At 49.4% G+C, this 22,357-nt stretch carries 16 protein-coding genes; 13 read left to right on the top strand and 3 right to left on the bottom strand.

All coding sequences use genetic code 11. The features are described 5' to 3' along the window. Positions 1–2: 2 nt before the first annotated feature. The 12 genes from JZY04_RS06910 (at position 3) to JZY04_RS21235 (ending at position 13,385) form a co-directional block, all read left to right on the top strand. The gene (locus JZY04_RS06910; RefSeq protein WP_122141619.1) at positions 3–1,256 is read left to right on the top strand and encodes a uroporphyrinogen decarboxylase family protein; all 1,254 of its coding nucleotides are present in this window, start codon (positions 3–5) and stop codon (positions 1,254–1,256) included. Positions 1,257–1,411: 155 nt separating this feature from the next. Continuing rightward, positions 1,412–2,050 carry a corrinoid protein gene (locus JZY04_RS06905; RefSeq protein WP_181996239.1) on the top strand — a complete coding sequence of 213 codons (639 nt, stop codon included), beginning with the start codon at positions 1,412–1,414 and terminating at the stop codon, positions 2,048–2,050. Positions 2,051–2,052: 2 nt separating this feature from the next. Further along, positions 2,053–2,754: a vitamin B12 dependent-methionine synthase activation domain-containing protein gene (locus tag JZY04_RS06900; protein ID WP_022011978.1), complete on the top strand. Its 702-nt coding sequence runs from the start codon at positions 2,053–2,055 to the stop codon at positions 2,752–2,754. Positions 2,755–2,760: 6 nt separating this feature from the next. Continuing rightward, positions 2,761–3,765, top strand: a complete 1,005-nt coding sequence (locus JZY04_RS06895) for a uroporphyrinogen decarboxylase family protein (protein ID WP_122141621.1) — start codon at positions 2,761–2,763, stop codon at positions 3,763–3,765. 91 nt (positions 3,766–3,856) lie between these two features. After that, on the top strand, positions 3,857–4,981 hold the full coding sequence (locus tag JZY04_RS06890; protein WP_122141622.1) for a glycoside hydrolase family 26 protein: 1,125 nt from the start codon (positions 3,857–3,859) through the stop codon (positions 4,979–4,981). A 36-nt stretch (positions 4,982–5,017) separates the two neighbouring features. Continuing rightward, complete coding sequence (locus JZY04_RS06885) at positions 5,018–6,190, top strand: 4-O-beta-D-mannosyl-D-glucose phosphorylase (protein WP_122141623.1); 1,173 nt, start codon at positions 5,018–5,020, stop codon at positions 6,188–6,190. A 25-nt stretch (positions 6,191–6,215) separates the two neighbouring features. Beyond that, positions 6,216–7,595: an MFS transporter gene (locus JZY04_RS06880; RefSeq protein WP_181996251.1), complete on the top strand. Its 1,380-nt coding sequence runs from the start codon at positions 6,216–6,218 to the stop codon at positions 7,593–7,595. Between the two features lie 11 nt (positions 7,596–7,606). Further along, positions 7,607–8,785 carry an AGE family epimerase/isomerase gene (locus JZY04_RS06875; RefSeq protein ID WP_122141685.1) on the top strand — a complete coding sequence of 393 codons (1,179 nt, stop codon included), beginning with the start codon at positions 7,607–7,609 and terminating at the stop codon, positions 8,783–8,785. A gap of 69 nt (positions 8,786–8,854) precedes the next feature. Beyond that, the gene (locus JZY04_RS06870) at positions 8,855–10,618 is read left to right on the top strand and encodes a DUF6057 family protein (RefSeq protein ID WP_122141625.1); all 1,764 of its coding nucleotides are present in this window, start codon (positions 8,855–8,857) and stop codon (positions 10,616–10,618) included. A gap of 6 nt (positions 10,619–10,624) precedes the next feature. After that, entirely contained in the window at positions 10,625–12,085 is a 1,461-nt protein-coding gene (locus JZY04_RS06865; RefSeq protein ID WP_122141626.1) for a PD40 domain-containing protein, read from the top strand. 17 nt (positions 12,086–12,102) lie between these two features. After that, on the top strand, positions 12,103–13,218 hold the full coding sequence (locus JZY04_RS06860) for a Rid family hydrolase (protein ID WP_122141627.1): 1,116 nt from the start codon (positions 12,103–12,105) through the stop codon (positions 13,216–13,218). 32 nt (positions 13,219–13,250) lie between these two features. Further along, positions 13,251–13,385, top strand: a complete 135-nt coding sequence (locus JZY04_RS21235; protein WP_005775568.1) for a hypothetical protein — start codon at positions 13,251–13,253, stop codon at positions 13,383–13,385. A gap of 482 nt (positions 13,386–13,867) precedes the next feature. Here the strand turns inward: JZY04_RS21235 and JZY04_RS06855 are convergent, their stop codons facing one another. The 3 genes from JZY04_RS06855 to JZY04_RS06845 all read right to left on the bottom strand — a co-directional run bounded on the left by JZY04_RS06855 (position 13,868) and on the right by JZY04_RS06845 (position 19,238). Further along, positions 13,868–15,016, bottom strand: coding sequence for a hypothetical protein (locus JZY04_RS06855; protein ID WP_122141629.1), 1,149 nt, complete (start codon positions 15,014–15,016; stop codon positions 13,868–13,870). Positions 15,017–15,185: 169 nt separating this feature from the next. Next, on the bottom strand, positions 15,186–16,460 hold the full coding sequence (locus JZY04_RS06850; protein ID WP_032540833.1) for a hypothetical protein: 1,275 nt from the start codon (positions 16,458–16,460) through the stop codon (positions 15,186–15,188). A gap of 78 nt (positions 16,461–16,538) precedes the next feature. Continuing rightward, positions 16,539–19,238, bottom strand: coding sequence for a TonB-dependent receptor (locus JZY04_RS06845; protein WP_122141630.1), 2,700 nt, complete (start codon positions 19,236–19,238; stop codon positions 16,539–16,541). A 238-nt stretch (positions 19,239–19,476) separates the two neighbouring features. Here JZY04_RS06845 and JZY04_RS06840 point away from each other — a divergent pair, with 238 nt between their 5' ends. Next, positions 19,477–22,236, top strand: a complete 2,760-nt coding sequence (locus JZY04_RS06840) for an ATP-binding protein (RefSeq protein WP_122141631.1) — start codon at positions 19,477–19,479, stop codon at positions 22,234–22,236. The last annotated feature ends 121 nt before the right edge of the window (positions 22,237–22,357 follow it).

The raw sequence follows: 22,357 nt of genomic DNA, 5'->3' as shown, positions 1-22,357 counted from the left end.
CTATGAACGGATCAAGAGATAAAGTGCGCAGTGCACTCAATCACCGGAATACAGGTAGTGTACCGGTCGATTTCGGTGCAACAGCGGTTACAGGCATTCATTGCTGCATTGTAGAAGCATTGAGGAATTATTATGGGCTGGAACCCCGGCCGGTAAAGATTGTGGATGCCTTTCAAATGTTAGGGGAAGTAGATGCGGAACTGGCTGAAAAGATCGGGGTGGACTGTATCGGTATAGGAGGTCCTAAAGATATTTTCGATCTGGATGTAACCCGTATGCGTGAACAGACAACACCTTGGGGACAACTGGTGCTGGTGCCTGAAGCGATGGATCTTACTCCCGATGCTCAAGGAGATGTTTATGTGTATGCCGGAGGAGATAAAAGCTATCCCCCCAGTGCCGTGATGCCCAAAGGATGCTATTTTATTAATGCCATCGAGCGTCAGTACCCCATTGACGAAGAACAACTGAATCCGGAAGACAATGTGGAAGAGTTCGGATTGCTGACGGAGGGAGATCTGGCTTATTACCGTTCGGAGACAGATAAAGCATATCAGACTGGCCGGGCCGTCGTGGCCAGTTTCGGAGGCACAGCCTTGGGAGACGTTGCTTTTGTTCCCGGTATGGGGCTGAAGCAGCCGAAGGGGATCCGGAGTGTGGTGGAGTGGTATATGTCTACAGCCATGCGGCAGGATTATCTGCATCAGGTATTTGAGAAAGAGATTGATATTGCCATTGCTAATTATGAGAAACTTTGGGCTGCACTCGGAGATAAAATAGAGGTGGTGCTGACATGTGGTACAGATTTCGGTTCACAAGAGTCGCAGTTTTGTTCCATAGATACCTTCCGCGAACTTTGGTTGCCGCACTATCGGCGGATGAACGACTGGATACATCAGCATACCACCTGGAAAATATTCAAGCACTCTTGCGGAGCTATCATTCCCATTTTGCCCGGGCTGATCGAAGCCGGATTCGACATTATCAATCCGGTTCAGATTAATGCCAAAGACATGGATTCCCGGAGGTTGAAAGAGGAGTTCGGCAGCCGGCTGACTTTCTGGGGAGGAGGGGTCGACACGCAGAAGATACTGCCTTTCGGTACTCCGGACGAGATACGTCGCCATGTAAAGGAGCAGTGTGAGATATTGGGACGTGACGGAGGGTTTGTTTTTAATGCCGTCCATAACATTCAGGCCAATGTTCCCGTCGAGAATGTAGTTGCGATGTTCGATGCTTTAAAGGATTTCCGCTGAGGACCGTTTGTGGGGCTATAATTATTGACAATATGAAAATCTGCCGGCAACTGTTGCCGGATGAGGATACATCAATGCAATGAATCTATGTCAGAGGTTCGTTGGGAAAGAGTACATATATATATACATTATTAATCTTATAAATGATAAATGCCATGAATAACCTCAATGAATTATATGAAGCCATCTTGGCGGGTAAATTGGAACAGGCAGTCAGCGTTACCAGAGAAGCGGTTGCCGGAGGAGTCGTACCTCAGGAGATCATCAATGAATATATGATCAAGGCCATGGAAGCCATCGGTGCACGTTTTGAATCGGGACAGGTGTTTGTGCCGAATCTCCTGATGAGCGCACGTGCCATGCGTGGTGCCCTCGATATACTCAAACCACTGATGCAGGGGAAGGCCGATTCGTACATCGGCAGGATTGTGATTGGTACGGTCAAGGGAGATCTGCATGATATCGGTAAGAACTTGGTCGCCTCCATGTTTGAAGGGTGTGGATTTGAAGTCATCAACCTGGGAGTAGACGTATCGAGTGACAAATTCATCTCTGCGGCACTGGAGAACAAGGCAGACATCATTTGTATGTCCGCGTTGCTCACCACTACCATGAACTATATGAAGGAGGTAATCGATGCCCTTGAAACCTCCGGATTGAGGGGAAAAGTAAAGGTGATGGTGGGAGGTGCGCCTGTCAGCGATGCTTTTGCCAGGTCTATCGGTGCCGATGCCTATACCAGTAATGCCAATGCAGCCGTAATCATGGCTAAAAAGTTGATAAACGCCTGCTGAACATGTTTATGAATCCCCATATCGTTGAAGGATGCCTCCCTTTCACCTCGTTGAGGCTTGATCCGGAGGACATCAGTCTTTCGATGGGTGCCGGTTACGTGCCCGACGCAGAGATGCGGGCAATGTGCCGTGCACTCGAAGAAGAGATTGCCGGCATTTGTATCCCCCGGTTTCTGTATATCCTGTTCGATTCCGAACCGGCCGGTACTTGCGAAGTGGGAGTGAATGGGATTTGCCTGAAGACGGGAGCCGTTATTACTCCCTATCTGAAAGATGCTGCGGGCTATGCGCTCTTTGTGGCCACTGCGGGGCGTGAGTTTGAGGCTTTTCAGCATGAAACGTGCGCCCGGGGTGACATTCTGCGGGAGTTTCTTCTGGATGCCTATGGTTCGGCGATTGCCGAAGCTGTCGTCCGTGAGGTGTGCCGGAAGGTGGAAACACAGATGTTCGCTTTAGGCTATGGGGTGAGCCATCCTTACAGTCCCGGTTATTGCGGGTGGCATGTCACACAGCAACAGTTACTTTTCAGTTGCCTGCCCGAATCTCCTTGTGGGATTCGGTTGAGTGATTCTTCCCTGATGTCACCCATTAAGTCGGTCAGTGGTATTCTTGCTTATGGTCCCCGCATGGTCAAGCGGAAATATGGATGCGAACTGTGCGGCAAAGCCGATTGCTATAAAAACAGAAATAAACTAAAAAGATAGAATGCTATGGAATTGTCACAATATATAAAAGATAAATTAGTATCAGAGAAACGGGTGGCAATGCCCATCATGACCCATCCGGGCATCGAGTTACTGGGTAAACGGGTGCTGGATGCCGTAACGAACGGAGAAATCCATTATCACGCCATCCGTGCCTTGAATGAATGTTTTCCGCAATCGGTGGCTTGTACCACCATTATGGATCTTACAGTAGAGGCAGAAGCCTTTGGAGCACAACTCAGTATGTCTTCCAATGAAGTACCCAGCGTGTCCGGGCGCCTGCTTGCCGGATATGCGGATGTAGAGGCCTTGCAGGTTCCTTCACTTGAATCCGGGCGTGTGCCTCAATACTTGCAGGCCGACCGCCTGGCGGCAAAAGGGATAGATAAGCCCGTGCTGGCGGGATGTATCGGTCCTTACTCTTTGGCAGGACGTCTGTATGATATGACGGAAATCATGATGGCTATTTATACAGAACCCGAAACAGCCCGGCTATTGCTTGAAAAATGTACGGAGTTCATTCTGCGCTATTGTCTTGCCATTAAGGAGACCGGCGTAGCCGGGGTCATTATGGCGGAACCGGCTGCGGGGCTTCTTTCGAATGAAGATTGCCTGCAATATTCGTCTGTCTACGTGAAACGCATTATCGATGCCGTGCAGGACGATTCGTTTACGGTTATCCTGCATAATTGCGGTAATACGGGACATTGTACTCCGGCTATGCTGGCTACCGGTGCCCAAGGATATCATTTCGGTAATAAAGCGGATATGCTTGCCGCTCTCCGCGAGTGCCCTTCGGATGTATGGGTGATGGGGAATCTGGACCCTGTGGGCGTATTCGGGATGTTAACTCCCGAGGAAGTTTTCGCGCAGACAGAAGAACTTCTGAGCCGTACAGGCGGATACGCTAACTTTATTGTCTCTACCGGTTGCGACACTCCGCCCGAAGTACCTTTTGATAACATTCAGGCTTTTTATCTGGCTGTAGAGAAATACAATAAGGGGAGATGAATGATAATACCAGTATTGGATAATATTGTACTTGTTTCCGGGGGGAATCCCTCCTACTTTTGTGAAGTATTCATTGCTAAATAAACGATTTATGATTAAGAGAATAAAGATATTGGCTACAGGTGCACTGCTGATGGCAGGATTGGGCGCCTGTTCTCCTTCGGGAAAGAAAACGGGGTCGGAAACAGTTGCTGATACCCTGCGTACAGCGGAAACGATGAACTTATTGAATAATCTCCGGCAGATTCCCGGACAAGGATTCATGTTCGGTCACCATGACGATCCGCTTTACGGTGTGGGCTGGGAAGGTGACGAAGGGCGCAGTGACGTGAAAAGTGTGTGCGGTGACTATCCTGCGGTTATGTCGTTCGATCTGGGACATATAGAATTGGAAGGTGAGAAAAGTCTGGATCATGTGCAGTTCCGTAAAATACGGCAGGAAACGATTAACCAGTACAAGCGTGGCGGAATGGTTTCTTTCAGCTGGCACCTCGACAATCCGTCGACCGGCAAAGACGCATGGGATGTGAGTGACACGACGGTCGTTGCCTCCATACTTCCCGGTGGAACACATCACACCAAGTTCGTGGGTTGGCTCGACGCCGTTGCGGCCTTTATGAATACTCTGGAAACAGAAGACGGGACAAAGATACCGGTTCTTTTCCGTCCCTGGCACGAACATACCGGAAGCTGGTTCTGGTGGGGACAAAACCTTTGTACGGCTGAACAATACAAAGCCCTCTGGCGGATGACGTATGAACGTATGCATGCCAAAGGAGTAAAGAACTTGCTTTATGCTTATTCCCCGGGATCGGAACCAAAGGATTCGGCAGCTTATCTGGAACGTTATCCGGGAGATGACATCATCGACCTGGTGGGCTTTGACACCTATCAGTTCGACCGGACGCAGTATATGGAGCAACTGGATAAGTCACTTGCCATCCTGACAGAAGTGGGGCAGTCGCACAATAAGCCTATCGCCATCACCGAAACCGGTTTCGAAGCTATTCCCGATTCTACCTGGTGGACACAGACACTCTATCCGGTAATCAGCAAGTACCCTATCAGTTATGTGCTGGTATGGCGCAATGCACGTGAACGGGTGAATCACTATTATGCTCCTTATCCCGGGCAGGTGTCTGCCGATGACTTTGTGAAGTTCTACCGTGAGCCGAAAACTTTGTTTGTCTCGGACGTGAAAGACCTTTATAAATAGAAAATCAAATAAATAACGATAAAAACACTGTCCATTATGAGTCTGTTTAATGATAAAGTTGCTAAATTGCTCTCCGGGCATGAAGCACTGTTAACACGCAGGAACGAACCGATAGAAGAAGGAAACGGAGTGATAACGCGTTACCGTTATCCTGTGCTGACCGCTGCGCATACGCCTGTCTTTTGGCGATACGATCTGAATGAGGAGACGAACCCTTTCCTGATGGAGCGTATCGGCGTGAATGCAACGCTGAATGCCGGGGCCATTAAGTGGGAGGGGAAATATCTGATGCTGGTGAGGGTAGAGGGAGTCGACCGCAAATCATTCTTTGCTGTTGCCGAAAGCCCGAATGGCATTGATAATTTCCGTTTCTGGGAATATCCGGTGACTTTGCCCGAAGATGTGATTCCGGCAACCAATGTATACGATATGCGTCTCACCGCTCACGAAGACGGTTGGATTTACGGCATCTTCTGTGCCGAGCGGCATGATGATGATGCTCCTGCCGGTGACTTGTCGTCGGCTACTGCCACGGCCGGTATCGCCCGCACCAGAGACCTGAAAATTTGGGAACGTCTGCCGGATCTGAAAACAAAGAGCCAGCAACGCAATGTGGTGCTTCATCCCGAGTTTGTGGATGGAAAGTATGCACTCTATACCCGTCCGCAAGACGGATTCATAGATACAGGTAGCGGAGGAGGTATCGGGTGGGCACTGATTGACGACATGACTCATGCAGAGGTGAGTGAAGAGAAGATTATCGACAAACGCTATTACCACACCATCAAAGAGGTGAAGAACGGTGAAGGGCCGCATCCCATCAAGACCCCTCAGGGATGGCTTCACTTGGCTCATGGGGTACGCAATTGTGCCGCCGGACTGAGGTATGTGCTGTATATGTATATGACTTCGTTGGAAGACCCTACCCGGCTGATAGCCTCTCCGGGCGGCTACTTTATGGCTCCGGTAGGAGAAGAGCGCGTCGGTGATGTATCGAATGTACTCTTTTCGAATGGCTGGATAGCCGATGATGACGGGAAAGTGTTTATCTACTATGCCTCGTCGGATACCCGGATGCACGTGGCCACCTCGACTGTCGAACGGTTGGTGGACTATTGCCTGCATACCCCTCAGGACGGTTTTTGTTCCTCGGCTTCGGTGGAGGTACTCAAAAACCTGATTGAACGGAACCTGAAACTGATGAAATAAGAAAACCAAGAATAGAATGACCACCATGATTACACTGAAAGAGAAGATCGGCTACGGATTGGGCGATATGGCTTCATCCATGTTCTGGAAACTGTTCGGTTCTTATCTGATGATTTTTTACACCGATGTGTTCGGGCTGCCGGCCGCTGTGGTAGGAACCATGTTTCTGATTACCCGGGTGTGGGATTCGGCTTTCGACCCTATTGTGGGAGTGATTGCCGACCGTACCCAGACCCGCTGGGGCAAGTTTCGTCCTTACCTGCTGTATCTTGCTGTCCCCTTTGCGCTGATAGGTATCTTTACCTTCACCACTCCGCAACTGAGCGATACGGGAAAACTTGTCTATGCCTACATCACCTATTCTTTGATGATGATGGTATATTCGGCTATCAATGTGCCTTATGCTTCTCTGCTGGGAGTGATGAGTCCCGATCCGAAAGAGCGGAACACGTTGTCCACCTATCGCATGACTTTTGCCTATATCGGCAGTTTCATCGCTTTGTTGCTGTTCATGCCGATGGTAAATCTGTTTGGAGGTGCGGAGGATAAACGGCGTGGCTGGATGTTGAGTGTAGTGGTGATCGCTGTGATGTGTGCGGTTCTGTTCTATCTCTGTTTTGCGTTGACGCGTGAACGGGTGAAACCGATCCGGGAAGTGCAGGGTTCTCTGAAAGATGACTTGAGGGATCTGCTTCACAACCGCCCGTGGTGGATCTTGCTGGGTGCCGGAGTGGCGGCCCTGGTCTTCAACTCCATCCGTGACGGAGCTACGGTTTATTATTTTAAGTACTTTGTGGTAGAAGAGGATTATTCAACAGTCTCCCTTTTCGGGGTCTCTTTTGTGTTGAGCGGGCTTTATCTGGCAGTGGGGCAGGCTGCCAATATCGTGGGGGTGATTCTTGCCGCACCGGTCAGCAACCGCATTGGCAAAAAGAATACATATATGGGAGCCATGAGCCTGGCTACCATACTTTCCGTCATTTTTTACTGGTTCGGAAAAGGAGATATCGCTCTGATCTTTGTCTTCCAGGTACTCATCAGCATTTGTGCCGGAAGTATCTTCCCTTTGCTCTGGTCGATGTACGCCGATTGTGCCGACTATTCCGAACTGAAGACAGGCAACCGGGCTACGGGGCTGATCTTTTCCTCTTCGTCCATGAGCCAGAAGTTCGGATGGGCCATAGGAAGTGCATTGACCGGTTGGCTACTGGCTTACTTTGGATTTCGTGCCAACGAGGTGCAGAGTGTAGAAGCCATTCACGGAATTAAGATGTTTCTCAGTTGGTTGCCGGCCGTCGGGACGGTACTGTCTGTTATCTTTATCAGCATGTACCCACTGTCGGAGAAGAGAATGAAAGAGGTGACCTCGGAATTGGAGAAGAAAAGACAAACTGCTCAATCATGATTCAAAATACTATGGACAAGATTCTTAAACAGGAAATGCTGGAAGAACTCACCACCCACATCCTTCCCTACTGGATGGAACGGATGGTGGATCAAGAAAACGGTGGATTTTACGGACGTATCACCGGACAGGAAGAACGGATGCCTCAGGCAGAGAAAGGAGCCATTCTGCATGCACGTATTCTGTGGACCTACTCTGCCGCTTACCGCCTGTTGGGCAAAGAAGAATACAAAGAGATGGCAACCCGGGCCGAACGTTACCTTATCGACCGTTTTTATGATCCGGAGTTCGGAGGAGTTTATTGGTCTCTTGATTACAGGGGTGAGCCGTTGGATACCAAAAAACAGATTTACGCCATCGGTTTTGCCATTTATGGTCTGAGCGAATATCACCGGGCCACCGGAGATCCGGAAGCATTGGAGTATGCCGTCCGTTTGTTCTATGACATAGAGTCCCATAGCTTCGACCGAATAAAGAACGGCTACTGTGAAGCGCTTACCCGGGAGTGGAACGAGATAGCCGATATGCGCCTTAGCGAGAAAGATGCCAATGAACGCAAGACGATGAATACCCATCTGCACATCCTTGAGCCTTATACCAACTTATACCGGGTTTGGAAAGACGAGGGGCTGAAACGGCAGTTGCGTAACCTGATAGAACTTTTTATGCAGAAGATATTGGACAACGATACATTCCACCTGCGGCTCTTTTTTGATGATGACTGGCAAAGTAAATATGCCGTTATTTCGTACGGGCATGATATTGAGGCCTCCTGGCTGTTGCACGAAGCTGCCCGCGTACTGGGAGACGCCGAACTCCTTGCCGAAGTGGAACCTGTTGTGAAGAAGATCGCTGCGGCCGCATCCGAAGGTTTCACTCCCGACGGAGGAATGGTGTATGAAAAGAACCTCGCTACGGGGCATGTGGATGGCGACCGTCATTGGTGGGTACAAGCCGAAACCGTAGCCGGATACTACAACCTGTTCCGCTATTTCGGTGATTGCGAAGCTTTACAGCGTTCCGTGGCCTGTTGGCGATTCATCAGGCAACATCTGATTGACGATGTCCACGGTGAATGGTTCTGGAGCCTTCGTGCCGACGGTACTGTCAACCGGGATGATGACAAAGCCGGATTCTGGAAATGCCCTTATCATAACGGGCGTATGTGCATTGAGCTGTTGGGCGGATAAACGCATTGTTTCCCCTTTCGTTAGATTGTTTTCCAAACTTTTTGTACTTTTGGGCACAATTTAGCGAATATGAAAAACAAGCACGTCAAGAGAGTGAACCTGCTTCTCTCCATCCTGTTGGGAGCAGGTGTCTTTATCTTCTTTGGAGTATATTATCCTTATCATCTGCACTATCAGGAACAGTTCCAGATGTTTCTTTTCACGTCCGGGTATTTTGTCGAACGGGCATCCCATCCCGGTGGAGTGGCGGATTATTTAGGTAATTTCCTCACTCAGTTTTATTATTATTCGTGGGCGGGAGCCGCTGTTCTGGCAGGTGTATTGTGGGGCATGCAACGTTTGGTTGCATTTATTGCCGGACGTATGGGAGAGTGCTCTTTGTGGTATCCGCTTACCCTGCTGCCCTCTTTGTGTTTCTTTATTCTTCTTTGTGACGAGAACTATCTCCTTTCGGGAGCCCTTTCCGCTTGCATGGTGTTGGGGGCAGTTGCGGGATATACCTGTATTTTCAATCCTGTCGTACGCCGTATCTCCCTTTGGGCAGGCATTCCGGTACTCTATATGTTGGCGGGAGGTTGTGCCTGGTTGTTCATCCCGCTGGCTTTGATGGTTGAGTTTTGGCGCTTCGGCACGAAGCACTCTTCCTTATGGCTTCCGGCAGGCGGAGCGATTCTTGTTGCCGGAGTCACAATCTGGGCCTCCCGGTGGTTGTTTCCTTATCCGATGGACCGCTTGTTGTGGGGAATCGGAAGTTATCGTTTCCCTTTATTTTTTCCGAAAGCACAAGTGGTTGCCTGGATAGCTCTCGTGTTGGTTCCGCCGTTAGTAGCCCGCCTGCCCGGGAAGATTACCCGGGGACGTTATGTTGTGGCCCTTACGGGGCAGTTCCTGTTGATGCTGTTGGCCATGAATCTCCTTGGCAAGCGCAGCATCGCGATGAATAAAGAGGCAGTAATGGCCTACGACTATCACGTACGTATGCAGGATTGGGACGGTATCATTGTCCTGGCCGGGAAGAATTTGCCCGATACTCCCATGGCGGTTTCCTACCTCAACCTTGCCTTAGGGATGAAGGGGCAATTGGCCGACCGCATGTTTCACTATCGCCAGCGTGGAAAAGAGGGGCTGTTCATGTCGTTTGTCAATGACTTTACAATTCCTCTGGTAGCTGCCGAAACCTATTATTACCTGGGGATGGTGAACACAGCCCAACAACTTGTCTTTGAAGCGATGGAAGCCATCCCCGATTATCAGAAGAGCGTCCGCTGTTTTAAGCGGCTTGCCGAAACAAATCTGATAAACGGAAGATATGAAGTGGCAGGCAAATATCTGCGTATCCTGCAACATACCCTTTTTTATAAAGACTGGGCCACGGAGATGCTGGCTTGTCTGGACGATGAGGCGCGGATCGATGCACATCCCGAGTACGGACGCCTGAGAAAACTCACCCCGCAAACCGACCTGTTTTTCAATCCGGCAGAACCGGAGATGACGTTGTCATTGTTGTTGCAGGCAAATCCGGAGAACCGGATGGCCTATGAATATCTGATGGGCATTACCCTGCTGAAGAAAGACATGGGACGATTCGTTCACTATTATCCTTTGGGAGAGAAACTGGGCTACCGCTCGATACCGAAGAGTTATCAGGAGGCACTGCTGTTTGGCTGGAGTATGCAGAAGCATACGCCGGGAGAGGAAATCCCCTGGAAGATTAACCGGGAGACAGGAGAGCGGTTGCGGGAGTATGCGCGCATTTACACTTCTACACGGTCTGAGGAGGCGTTGGCATCCCGGTTTGGAGATACTTACTGGTTCTATGTACATTTTAGATAAAAGATTATGAATAAGATAAAACAGTGTTTAGGTATCCTGCTGTTATCATTAACGGTGGTTTCCTGCCGGCAAAAGGTGGTATCGCCCATTCCGGTAGATGCACTTCCTCCGATATGGCCCAACTATGCGGGGGTAACGATTCCCGCTACCATTGCACCGCTCAACTTCCGTGTGACTGCTGACGGGGCGGAGGCGGTAGATGTCGTGATTTCCGGAAAGAAAGGAGATCCCATCCGGACAAGCGGAGAATCTGTGGAGATCCCTGCCGGAAAATGGAGCGAGTTGCTGGAGAACAATAAAGGGGACAGCCTTGAAGTGAAAGTATGTATCCGTCAAAACGGAGAATGGAAAGCGTATCGGTCTTTCCCGTTCTATATCAGCCCGTTTCCCATTGATTACGGATTGGTGTACCGCCTGCTTGCGCCGGGATACGAAATATACAGCAAGATGGGTATTTATGAGCGCGAACTTTCTACGTTTCGCCAGACCCCTTTGTTTGAGAATACTCAGGTGACGGCCGCCTGCGTCAATTGCCATGCTTTCAATCAGACGAACCCCGATCCGTCCAGCCTGCATGTCAGAGGCGGACACGGAGCCACGGTGATGACCATCGGTGGAGAGAGCGAGTTCCTCGATACAAAGGCTGACGGACAGCTTTCTGCCTGTGTTTATCCTTATTGGCATCCTTCGGGCGAATACATCGCTTATTCGGTGAACCGGACCAACCAGACTTTCCATCTGGGAGGGAAGAAGCCTATCGAGGTTTTTGACCAGGCTTCGGATGTGGTAGTCTACCATCCGCAGTCACATCGGATACTGACTACTCCTTTGCTGAGTACCGCCGCATTCGAAACATTTCCCGCCTTCTCGCCCGACGGACGGACACTTTATTTCTGTTCGGCGGAGCAGAAAGAGATGCCTGCCCGGTATAAAGAGGTGAAATACAGCTTGTGCAGTATTGCTTTCCATCCTGAAGACGGAACATTTGGCGAACGGATCGATACGTTGATCTCCGCCCGTACACTGGATAAAAGCATTTCTTTTCCCAAACCTTCGTTCGACGGAAAGTATCTGATGTTTACGCTTTCGGATTATGGAAACTTCTCCATCTGGCATAAGGAGGCCGATCTTTGGCTTTTGGATCTGAGAAGCGGGGCCTTCCGCAACCTGAAAGAGGTGAACAGTGACGATACGGAAAGCTATCACAATTGGAGCAGCAATTCGCACTGGTTTGTATTCAGCAGCCGGAGGGATGGCGGACTGTATACCCGGCTCTATCTTGCTTCCGTAGATGATCAGGGACGCATCGGCAAGCCTTTCCTTTTGCCGCAGCAAGATCCGTATACATTCTATGACCAATTGATCTATTCGTATAATATACCGGAGTTTGTTTCCGCTCCGGTGCGATGGGACAAACGTGAAATGGAGAAAGGACTGATATCGAAAGAACGCACCCGGGTGAAGTAAATGAAAAAAGACAGGACATGAAATATAGAAGATATAAACAGGAACAAGAGAAGGTAACGGCCGAAGTCTCCTGCTTTGGTGGCGAAGGCAAGGCCTTGGAATATCATATCATGCTTCATGCGGAAGCGGACGGACGGAGTTATGCGGAGCAGCTGACCGCTTTGCACGGCACGCTGGATATGCTGCTCCGGGAGCAATTGCCGGCCGGCCTGATGCCGGTGTTCCGGCGTTATTTCCTGAGTGATGCAGCCAATCAGTGGGCAACCCTGCAAGTAACTTTGCAGGGGCAGACTCCTTGCGCAATCTCTGTCGTGCAACAACCTCCGTTGGATGGAAGTAAGGTTGCTTTATGGATTTATCTCACTTCGGGACAGAATGAAGCCTATCAGCATCACTGGATGGCAGGGGCCGGAATTGCCCGTGGCGATTCGGAACGGCAGATGCGTGAGTTGCTCGAGGCTTATGAAAGCAGTCTGGAAGGAGAAGGCTGTAGGCTGGCAGCCGACTGCATCCGTACCTGGATCTTTGTGCAGAACGTAGATGTAAATTATGCCGGTATTGTCAAAGCCCGCCGGGAGAATTTCGTCGGGCAGGGGCTGACCGAGCATACGCATTACATAGCCAGTACCGGTATAGAAGGGCGTCATGCCGATCCGAAGATTCATGTATTGCTCGATGCCTATGCGGTGAAAGGGTTGAATCCGGAGCAGGTGACCTACCTCCATGCGTTGACTCACCTGAGTCCGACGGCTTTGTATGGAGTGACCTTTGAGCGCGGAACCTGTGTGGAATATGGTGACCGTCGTCACCTCTTTATCAGTGGGACGGCCAGTATCGATCACCGTGGTGAAGTCGTTCATGTAGGTGATATCCGGGAACAGACCCGGCGGATGTGGGAGAATGTGGAGAAGTTGCTTGAAGAAGGTAAGGCAGGTTTTGCCGATGTGGCGCAAATAATTGTCTATCTTCGTGACGCTTCCGATTATCCGGTTGTCCGGGATATGTTTGCCGAACGCTTTCCGCAAATACCCATACAGTTCGTTGCCGCTGCCGTGTGCCGCCCTACCTGGCTGATCGAGATGGAATGTATGGCAGTAGCCGGAAACGATAACTCCAGTTATCAATCGTTTTGATAGAATTTATTCTATTTCGCTTTCTAAAAGATATGAAATGCGCTGTTTGCCAAACAGCGCATTTCTTTTTTTTGATAGATCCGGAAGAAGAAGCCTTCCTCAAAGGGGCTTTGGAAGCTGGAAAGCCGGGCTTGAAGGCTCCGAAAGCCGGGGTGTTGAGAGAATAGAGCCGGGCTTTCCGGAAAAAGAAGTAAGCATTTGCCGAAAATGCTTACTTCTTTCGGGGCAAATGCTTACTTCTTTTTGAAATATCTCCTAATGTTTTTCCGGATTACTCTTATTGTTTCCGATCGGAGCTCCAAAAGAGAGTGGAATTCTCCTGGTTGCTACTCCGGAACGAACGAAGTGAAAATGACAAAGAAACGGATCTTTGGGGCAATTTTCGTCTATGGGTCCTGCTTTTTGCAGAAACGGTGTTATCTTGTTCGTCCATCGGCTGTTCGGGTGATAAAAGTAAAAACAGCGATCGCCATAGAAGGCGATTTTAGTCCTGCGGCTTTATGACGGGCCGAAAGAAAGCAATCTGAGAGGATTGAAGTATCATTTTGACAGAATGTCAAAACCGCAGGAAGTGTGCCGAGATTCACCACAGAGGACACAGAGTAACACAGAGGTGAAAAGGGTTTTGATTCACCTCATTCCGGTGAATTCAATACTCCGTTTCCTGCGGATTAAAGTTACACCATCCTTTTGTCCACTCCGGATAGTTGATTTCTTCCTTTTCACTGAACACTACATTTTCCATTACGGCAGGTGTCCCTTCTATGTCCGATGGATATCCGTTGATCCGGCAGTTCCGGAAGGTTACTGACGTATTGGCCCCCAGATACAGTGCCGAACCGAACAATCCCAACATACTTTCATTCTCCGGCCGCAGTCCGCCGCCATTGATGAAGTCGGGACGGTTTACGAATGAAGCGTCTCCCGAGGCGGGACCATAGATCGTGACATCTTCAAAGGTGGCGGCTGTGGTGGGAGTGCCCGGGCTGTTTGTACCGTTGTTGCTGCATTCGAAGGCATGAGAACCTGTGATGTCGGCTATTCGCGGATGGCGGATACCTAAGAGATGCTTGCACGTACCACTGTAACCATTGTCTGTATCGAAGTCGTCGTCCCAGCAATGATAGGCCACCAGATATTCTGCATTGACCGTTCCGCCGAACCATTCGAAAGCATCGTCATTGGCATAGGATACTTGCAGATGGTCTATCTGCGTACCGTTTCCTACCGAGCCGAAAGTGATTCCGTTAATCTCCTGGTTCTTCTTGAACGGATACCCCGCAAACTCTACGCGGACGTAACTCAGGATGCCCGAATTATCTGCATTGTTCGGACCGCCGTGCGTGGTGCGCGGACCTCCTTCTATCTGCATGATGTTTTCGTTGTTCCGGGCATAGCCACAAAGAATCAGCCCTCCCCAGTCGCCCGGTTTCCGCTTTCCGGCAGGCATTTCGGAAGTGAATACAATCGGTGCATCCACTGTTCCTTGAGCTATCAGCTTTCCGCCCGGTTCTATGATCAGGGCGGCACGGGTCTCTTTGTCGCCCTTGATGACGGTGCCTGCCTCAATGGTCAGTGTGGAGCCGTATGTGACGTAACACCAACCTTTCATCAGGTAAGTGCCTCGTTTCAGGTATTGATGATCTTTTATCTCAAAGGTCTGTTCTCCGTTTCCGATGATGTTTTCACCGTAAACAATGTTGTTACCCTGTCCGCCGTTCTCGTCGTCCGTACAGCTACTGCCGGCCAGGCAAACCAGTGCTGTCAGTGCGATAATCCTTAGTCTGTATCTGTTCATAGTTTGAAAAACAGGTAAATATGTCAAAATCCACCACAGAGGACACAGAGTAACACAGAGACAATTTTAAATTGTTGATTATTAGTGAAAAACTCTGTGATGCTCTGTGTTACTCTGTGGTGAAAAGAGTTTCGACACTACCTCTTCATTCTGTGAGTGTATATGTGATTTATAACTTTGTCCAACCTTTGGTCCATTCGTTGTCTGCTTTCACTGCGCCTTTATAAGCCGCTTTCTCAAAGAAGCTGTCTGCCGAGAGGTCGGCTCCTCCTTCTTGGATTCCGATGAAGGTGTTGCTGAAGCTGAAAGTCTGGTTGATGGCATTGTGATTCTCTGCGGCAGTGAACAGGGCAGAAGAGTAACCGCCGTCACCGCTGGCTTTGATATCTCCCGCGATAGCGATGTAGTTCAATACCGAAGGACCATTCACCAAGTACTTCTCGGTTTGTTCTGTTTCAGTAGTCAGGTTATTGGCTTTGCCTGTAACCAGTGCATTGTAGATTTTGGCCTGAGTTCCGGCACGCAGGCGGATGCCTCTTTTACCTTCGTCATTGTTGGCGCCGATCAGTGTCAGGTTAGCCAGTGTGGGGCATGAAATCGGAGTGGCATCCATGTTCTTGTCATAGTTGTCGGCTTCGATCAGGCAGTCACATGTATATCCCAAAGTGGCGGGATCTTCCTGGTAGGCGACAAAGAATTGACCTTTTCCGCTCCATCCTTCTGTCCAGTCGAAAGAATCGTCACTGTTGCTTACCGATACCAGATACTTGGCATTGACCGTACCTCCGAACCATTCGAAACCGTCATCCGTACCTTTGTATGCTTCCAGATATTCGAGGGTAGTGCCGTTTCCTACACCGTAGAAGGTGAAACCGTTGCACTCTTTTTCTGTGGTGAACTTATAACCTGCGTATTCCAGGCGGATGTACTTCAGGATACCTGAGTTGTCTGCCGGATCGGAACCACCGTAAGTAGCGTCTCCTACTTCCGATTTACCGGTCGATCCGATATTGATCGGGGCTTTACCGCAAATATGGATACCGCCCCATGCTCCGGGTTCTTTGGTGTCGGAGGTCATGATAATCGGAGCAGAGGCAGTACCTACCGCTTCGATCTTGGCCCCTTGTTCCACGAGGATGTAGTCGATGGTGGCATCGTCGCTCTTGGCGCTGATTGTCACACCTTCACCGATCTTCAGGGTAGAACCGGCTTTGATGATATATTCTCCATCGAGGGAGAAGTTGTAGCCTTTGGTCAGGATCACGGTTTTTGATCCGTCTACGCTTCCTTTCAGTGTTCCGTTGTTGGCTACCACTTCTTCGCCTTCGCCGTTTCCGCCACCTGCGCCGTTGTTGTCGTCACTACAAGCTGCAAGCGAACACATTCCCATCAGGGCTGCTACGGCCCAAGAGTTGAGTTTTAGATAATTCATTTTCATCTTCATACTGTTTATGGTTTATACTATCTGTTTGATTATTAATATAAATACTCTGTGTGATTCTGCCTCTCCCTGTGGCGAGCCTTAGAATCTGTACGAGACTCCTATCTCCGCATTGGTTCCCGGACGGAATGATTCTACTTCCACCTTTTGTCCCGTTGCCGGTAGTTCCTGCTTGAAGCGGATGGTACTGTTCAGCAAATCTTTCATCTGTAAGCGCAGATTTAGATGCTTGTTGATGGCATAGCTTGCTATGAAGTCCATCGTGTGCAGGGTCTGTTGCTTGATATTGCCTGTTCCGTAGATACCTACTGTCTCGATGCGTGGCCCTTGCACATTATAAACCAGTGCCAGTGTCAGGTCGCTTTCTCCCCTTAATTGGGGAGTGTAGCTGATATCGGCATTGATCAGGAACGGGGAGGCTCCCTGCAGAGCGCGTTCCGAGTCGGTATATACCCCGCCTTCAGGAAGGATGACGTTTGTATACATATATGAGCCGTTGGCACCGATACGGAGATTCTTGAACAGTTCTTTGCGGAACTCGATTTCCACTCCCGTGGCTATTCCGTCTTCGGCGTTGCGGAAAGAACGGATCACTGTTCCGCCCGAAGACTCCTGGGTCTGCTCAATGGGCGACTTCAGTTTCTTGAAGTAACCGGTAACGGAGAACATGTCGCCATTGTTACGTTTCGGGAAGAAATCGTAGCGCAGGTCTATGTTGTAGTTATAAGCATTCTTCAGCTCGTTGTTACCACGGATGTAGGCACTTCCGTAGGACTCCTGGTAGAGGAACGGAGCCATTTCGATGAATGAAGGCCGGGTGACGGTGCGTGATACGGAGAGGCGCAGGCTGTTGGTCTCGTCGATGGTGTACTTCAGGTTCAGTGCCGGGAAGAAATCACCTTTGTCCAGGTTCGTCTTCTTCTCCTGCCCTCCGTCTGTCCAGTAGCGTACCCATTGCTTGGCTTGCTCGTAGCGCAGCCCCACGTTGACCAGCAGAGATTCAACCGGATAATATTCTATTTCGGCAAACCCTGCCCATACATCCATGCCGGCGTAATAGTTGTAACGGGGTTGTGCGTCGATATTGGCTTTTATCGTTCCGTTGGCTATGTTTTCCTGATTCAGGTATCCGTTGGTATCGTATATGTTGGTGACATCGGCATTCAGGGCATTGATGTCATAATAGAAGTTCACGCTTTCAAAGTCGCGCTTTTTGCTTTTGTAAGTCCCTCCCACACGAATGAGGTTCGCGTCACCCCATTTGTACGAAGTGCGCAGGTCACCTACAATCTCCTTTTCCTGCAATTCTCCGAAATAGCGGTTGGTGGTCTGGTTCAGTTTAAAGAGGTTCAGCTTGTCGCTTCCTTCATTGCGGAAGAAGACAACCTGCCGGCGGTCCGGTTCATCGCTGTTGGTCAGCCCGTAGGAAGCACTCCAGTTTACATCCCACTGAGAGGTCAGCTCATGGTGTCCCATCAACTGGTTGTTCAGCAGTGAATACGCATGAAATACGCTGTTGCTCGACGTAATGTTGTTCTTTTCTGCATCGATCCCTTCGCGTGCCATGTAGTCGTTGATGGCATTGCGGGCATAAAACAGGGTAAAGTTGATGTGGTCGGCCTGCCGGAACGAGTATCCGATGCTGCCCAGTCCCGCTATTTTCAATGCGCTGGAATAGCTGTCGTAATTAAACTTATCGAGGTGGGTGCCTTGTGCCGTCATGGTAGTGACGTAGGCATCTTTCAGAATCTGGTTTTCGTTGCTGATGCCTACCGAGGCGAGCAGGCTCAGGCGGTTGCCGTTGGGCAGAGTCCAGCTCTTGCCTCCTCCGAGGTTACCGCCGAACTCGGGTAACGAACGGTGCTTGCTGATGGCGAAGTTTGTACCGAACGGATCATTGTTGCGGGCATAATCGCGGAACTCGCTTTTACCCATAGCCAGAATCCGGTTTTTGTTCTTTAGGTTGCCTGTACTGAAGAGGCCCCCCTTCCGGTCGCTGTAATAGAAATCTTTTCCGATGGTGTTGAAGCGTCCGCCTACGTTGAAGCCGATGGAGAAAAAGTCACTTCCGGTATTCTCCTTGGTGCTGATGTCGATATGTGCACCCGAATAGTCGGCGAAAGATCCGGCGGCATATACTTTGCTGACCGTAATGTTCTTTACGGTAGAGGCCGGAAAGAGGTCGAGCGGGATCAGCTTGTTGTCCGGATTGGGCGAAGCGATGGGCAGCCCGTTCAGGGTGGTGGTGCTGTACCGGTCTCCCAGTCCGCGCACAATCAGTTGTCCGGCACTGGCAATGGAGATTCCCGTTATTTTTTTAACCCCATCCTGTACGTTCGATATACCTTTGAGAGTCATCTCCTTGGCTCCCATGTTCTCGATGGCAAGCGTTGCTTTTTGTCTTTCCTGCAACAAAGCCTTTTCACCTTCCAGGTTCTTGCGGGCCACTACGGTGACGGCATCCAGCGTTTGTGCATCCACTTCCAGTTCGAAGTTCAGTGTCGCATCGGTTTTTATCTTCACTTCATTCATCCGGAACGTTTTATATCCTATGTATTTCACCTCGAGGGTATAGGTGCCGTTGTTCAGTGTAAGGGTGTAATTACCGTTTAAATCGGCTACGGCACCGGTGGCGGAACCTGTAACCTGTACGGTAGCTCCCGTCAGCGGTTCTTTGGTTTGTTTGTCAATGATGGTTCCCTTGATGACACCTGCTGTGATTCCCAAGGAAAATGTAGTGAGAAGAAGGGTGGAGAGAAGTCTCCCGATTCGTTGTTTCATGTCTTTTTATCTACGTTTTTCTGTCGGTGCAAAGTTGCGGGATTCAGGTTACGGGGGTGATACATGCACTATACGATTCGTTAACATCTGTGTTACATTCCTGTGTATCCTTATCTCCCGCAATACTCTTAGAGCACCGATACCGCAAATATTTAATCCATTCTCTTGATAGAAATGGATAATTTTCTAATTTTGCATACTTACAGCAGACAAACATATACCCCTGTAAACTACTTTTATGGATAACGATATCGAACGGTTTCGGCGAATGGCCTCCATGGCACAGATCGGGTGGTGGGAAGCTGACTTCACAGCCGGACATTATCTATGCTCAGAATATCTATGTGATTTATTAGGACTGGAAGGTAATACTATCTCTTTTATGGATTTCAGAGAACGGGTGCGGAAGGACTATCAGGAACAGATAGTCCGGGAGTTCAACGCTTCTATACACCGGGAGTTTTATGAACAGACCTTTCCCATTTATTCCAAAGAGGGAATCATCTGGTTGCACACACGTTTGGGCAATCGGGAGGAAGTGCCGGGCAGGGGGATCATTTCCTTCGGTACCATACAACGGGTAGAGGCTCCCAATGAAACCTCAGAACGTATCCTGGAGCGTGTCAACGATTTGCTGTATCGTCAGAACTCCATTTCCCATTCGCTGTTGCGCTTCCTGAAAGATGACAGTGTGGACCTTTGTATCATGGAAATACTGAAAGATATCCTCGACCTTTTTCATGGCGGACGGGTGTATATCTTTGAGTATGATGAATATTACCGTTATCAGGACTGTACCTATGAAGTGGTGGCAGAGGGAGTGCCGGCGGAGATTGAAAGCCTGCAACGCATCGCTACCGACAGTTTGCCCTGGTGGACGAGTCAGACCTTATCGGGTAAGCCGGTGATACTGGATTCATTGGATCAGCTTCCGAAACATGCGAAATCCGAATATGCCATCCTCAGCCGACAGAACATCAAGTCGCTGATGGTCACTCCGCTGATAGCGGGCGAACATGTATGGGGATATATGGGAATCGACCTTGTGGATAATTACCGTAACTGGAGTAATGAAGATTTCCAGTGGTTGTCGTCTTTGGCCAATATAATCAGTATCTGCATCGAACTGCGCAAAGCAAAAGATGATGCCATCCGCGAACGTTCTTTCTTGCGTAACCTGTTCCGCTTCATGCCGATGGGATATGTGCGTATGTCTATCATCCGGGATGTCGACGGGAAACCTTGCGACTATCGGGTAGCCGACGCCAATGATCTGAGTTCGGAACTGATCGGATTGCCTCTTTCGGATTATGTGGGGCGTCTGGGCAGTGAACTGTATGCGGATACGAAAGCACCAATAGACTATCTGGTGGACGTTATTGAAGATAATGTGCATAAAGAGACGGATGTTTTCTTCCATCGCTCCCAGCGCAGTTCCCATTGCATCATATATTCTCCGGAGAAAGACGAGGTGGTTTCCTTGTTTCTGGACTCTACGGAGACAGTACGTGCCCACAGGGCTTTGGATCGCAGCGAAAAGCTTTTCAAGAGTATCTTTGCCAATATTCCTGCCGGAGTGGAGCTTTATGATAAGGATGGCTATCTGCTCGATTTGAACAACTGGGACATGGAGACCTTTGGGGTGAAGGATAAAGCGGATGTAATAGGTGTCAGCTTCTTTGAGAACCCGAATGTGCCTCTTGAAATCAGGGAACGGGTGCGGAACGAGGATTTGGTGGATTTCAGGCTGAATTACTCTTTTGAGAGGGCAGGCGACTATTTCCACTCGGATAGACAGAAGATGATTGAACTCTATACAAAGGTCAGTAAGCTGTTTGACAGTCAGGGGAACTTCAACGGATATGTATTGATTAATATCGATAATACGGAGCGCATCGACGCCATTAACCGTATCCGTGATTTTGAGAACTTCTTCCTGCTGATATCGGACTATGCAAAGGTGGGGTATGCTAAACTGAACTTGCTTACCAAACGTGGTTATGCCATCAAGCAGTGGTATAAGAATATGGGCGAGCCTGAGGATATTCCGCTGTCGTCGGTTGTGGGAGTCTATGATAAGATGCATCCGGAAGACAGGCAGAAAGTCGTTGATTTCTACGAAAAGGTATTGAAGGGTGAGGAGAAGGATTTCCGTAGCGAAATGCGTGTGTTGAAGCCCGGCACTGCCGATGAGTGGAACTGGGTGCGCATGAATGTGGTGGTCACCAAGTTTGAACCGGATAACGGGGAGATAGAGATCATCGGCATTAACTATGACATTACCGAACTGAAAGAGACGGAAGCCATGCTTATCGAGGCTAAAGAGAAAGCTGAAACGATGGACCGCCTGAAGAGTGCTTTTCTTGCGAATATGAGTCATGAGATACGTACACCGCTCAATGCGATTGTCGGCTTCTCGGGGTTGCTGGTGGATACGGAAGATCTGGAAGAACGTCGTGAATACATTAAGATTGTACAAGAGAATAACGACTTGCTGTTACAGCTGATCTCTGATATTTTAGACCTGTCGAAAATAGAGGCGGGGACATTTGAATTCACCTATGGCGAGACGGATGTGAATATGCTTTGTGAAGATATTGTCCGCAGTTCCCAGATCAAGGTACCACAAGGAGTTGAGTTGGTTTTTGATCCGCATCCGTCGGAATGCAGTGTGGTGAGTGACCGGAATCGCCTGCACCAGGTTATCTCTAATTTCGTGAACAATGCTTTGAAGTTTACTTCATCGGGCAGTATCCGCGTGGGATACGAAGAAAAAGAAGAGTGCGTGGAGTTTTATGTGCGGGATACGGGAATTGGAATTCCCGCAGGGCAACTGCCTCATATCTTTGAGCGCTTCGTCAAGTTGAACACCTTTATTCATGGAACCGGCCTCGGGCTTTCTATTTGCAAAAGCATCGTAGAGCAGTTAGGCGGAGTCATAGGAGTGGATTCGGAAGAGGGAAAGGGTTCCCGGTTCTGGTTCACCATTCCGAAATAGGGGCTTTCATAGCAAAAGACATTTCACCACAGAGGACGCAGAGAACACAGAGAAGGAGATAAAGATACGTTATCCATTAGGATAATAATATCTTCGGTTTCCCTCTGCGTCCTCTGCGTCC

The organism is Bacteroides sp. 11BF (assembly GCF_019633765.1).
Taxonomy (GTDB): Bacteria; Bacteroidota; Bacteroidia; order Bacteroidales; family Bacteroidaceae; genus Bacteroides; species Bacteroides hominis.
Note: the sequence above shows the minus strand (reverse complement) of the source record. Positions and strands in the feature narration are given on the sequence as shown.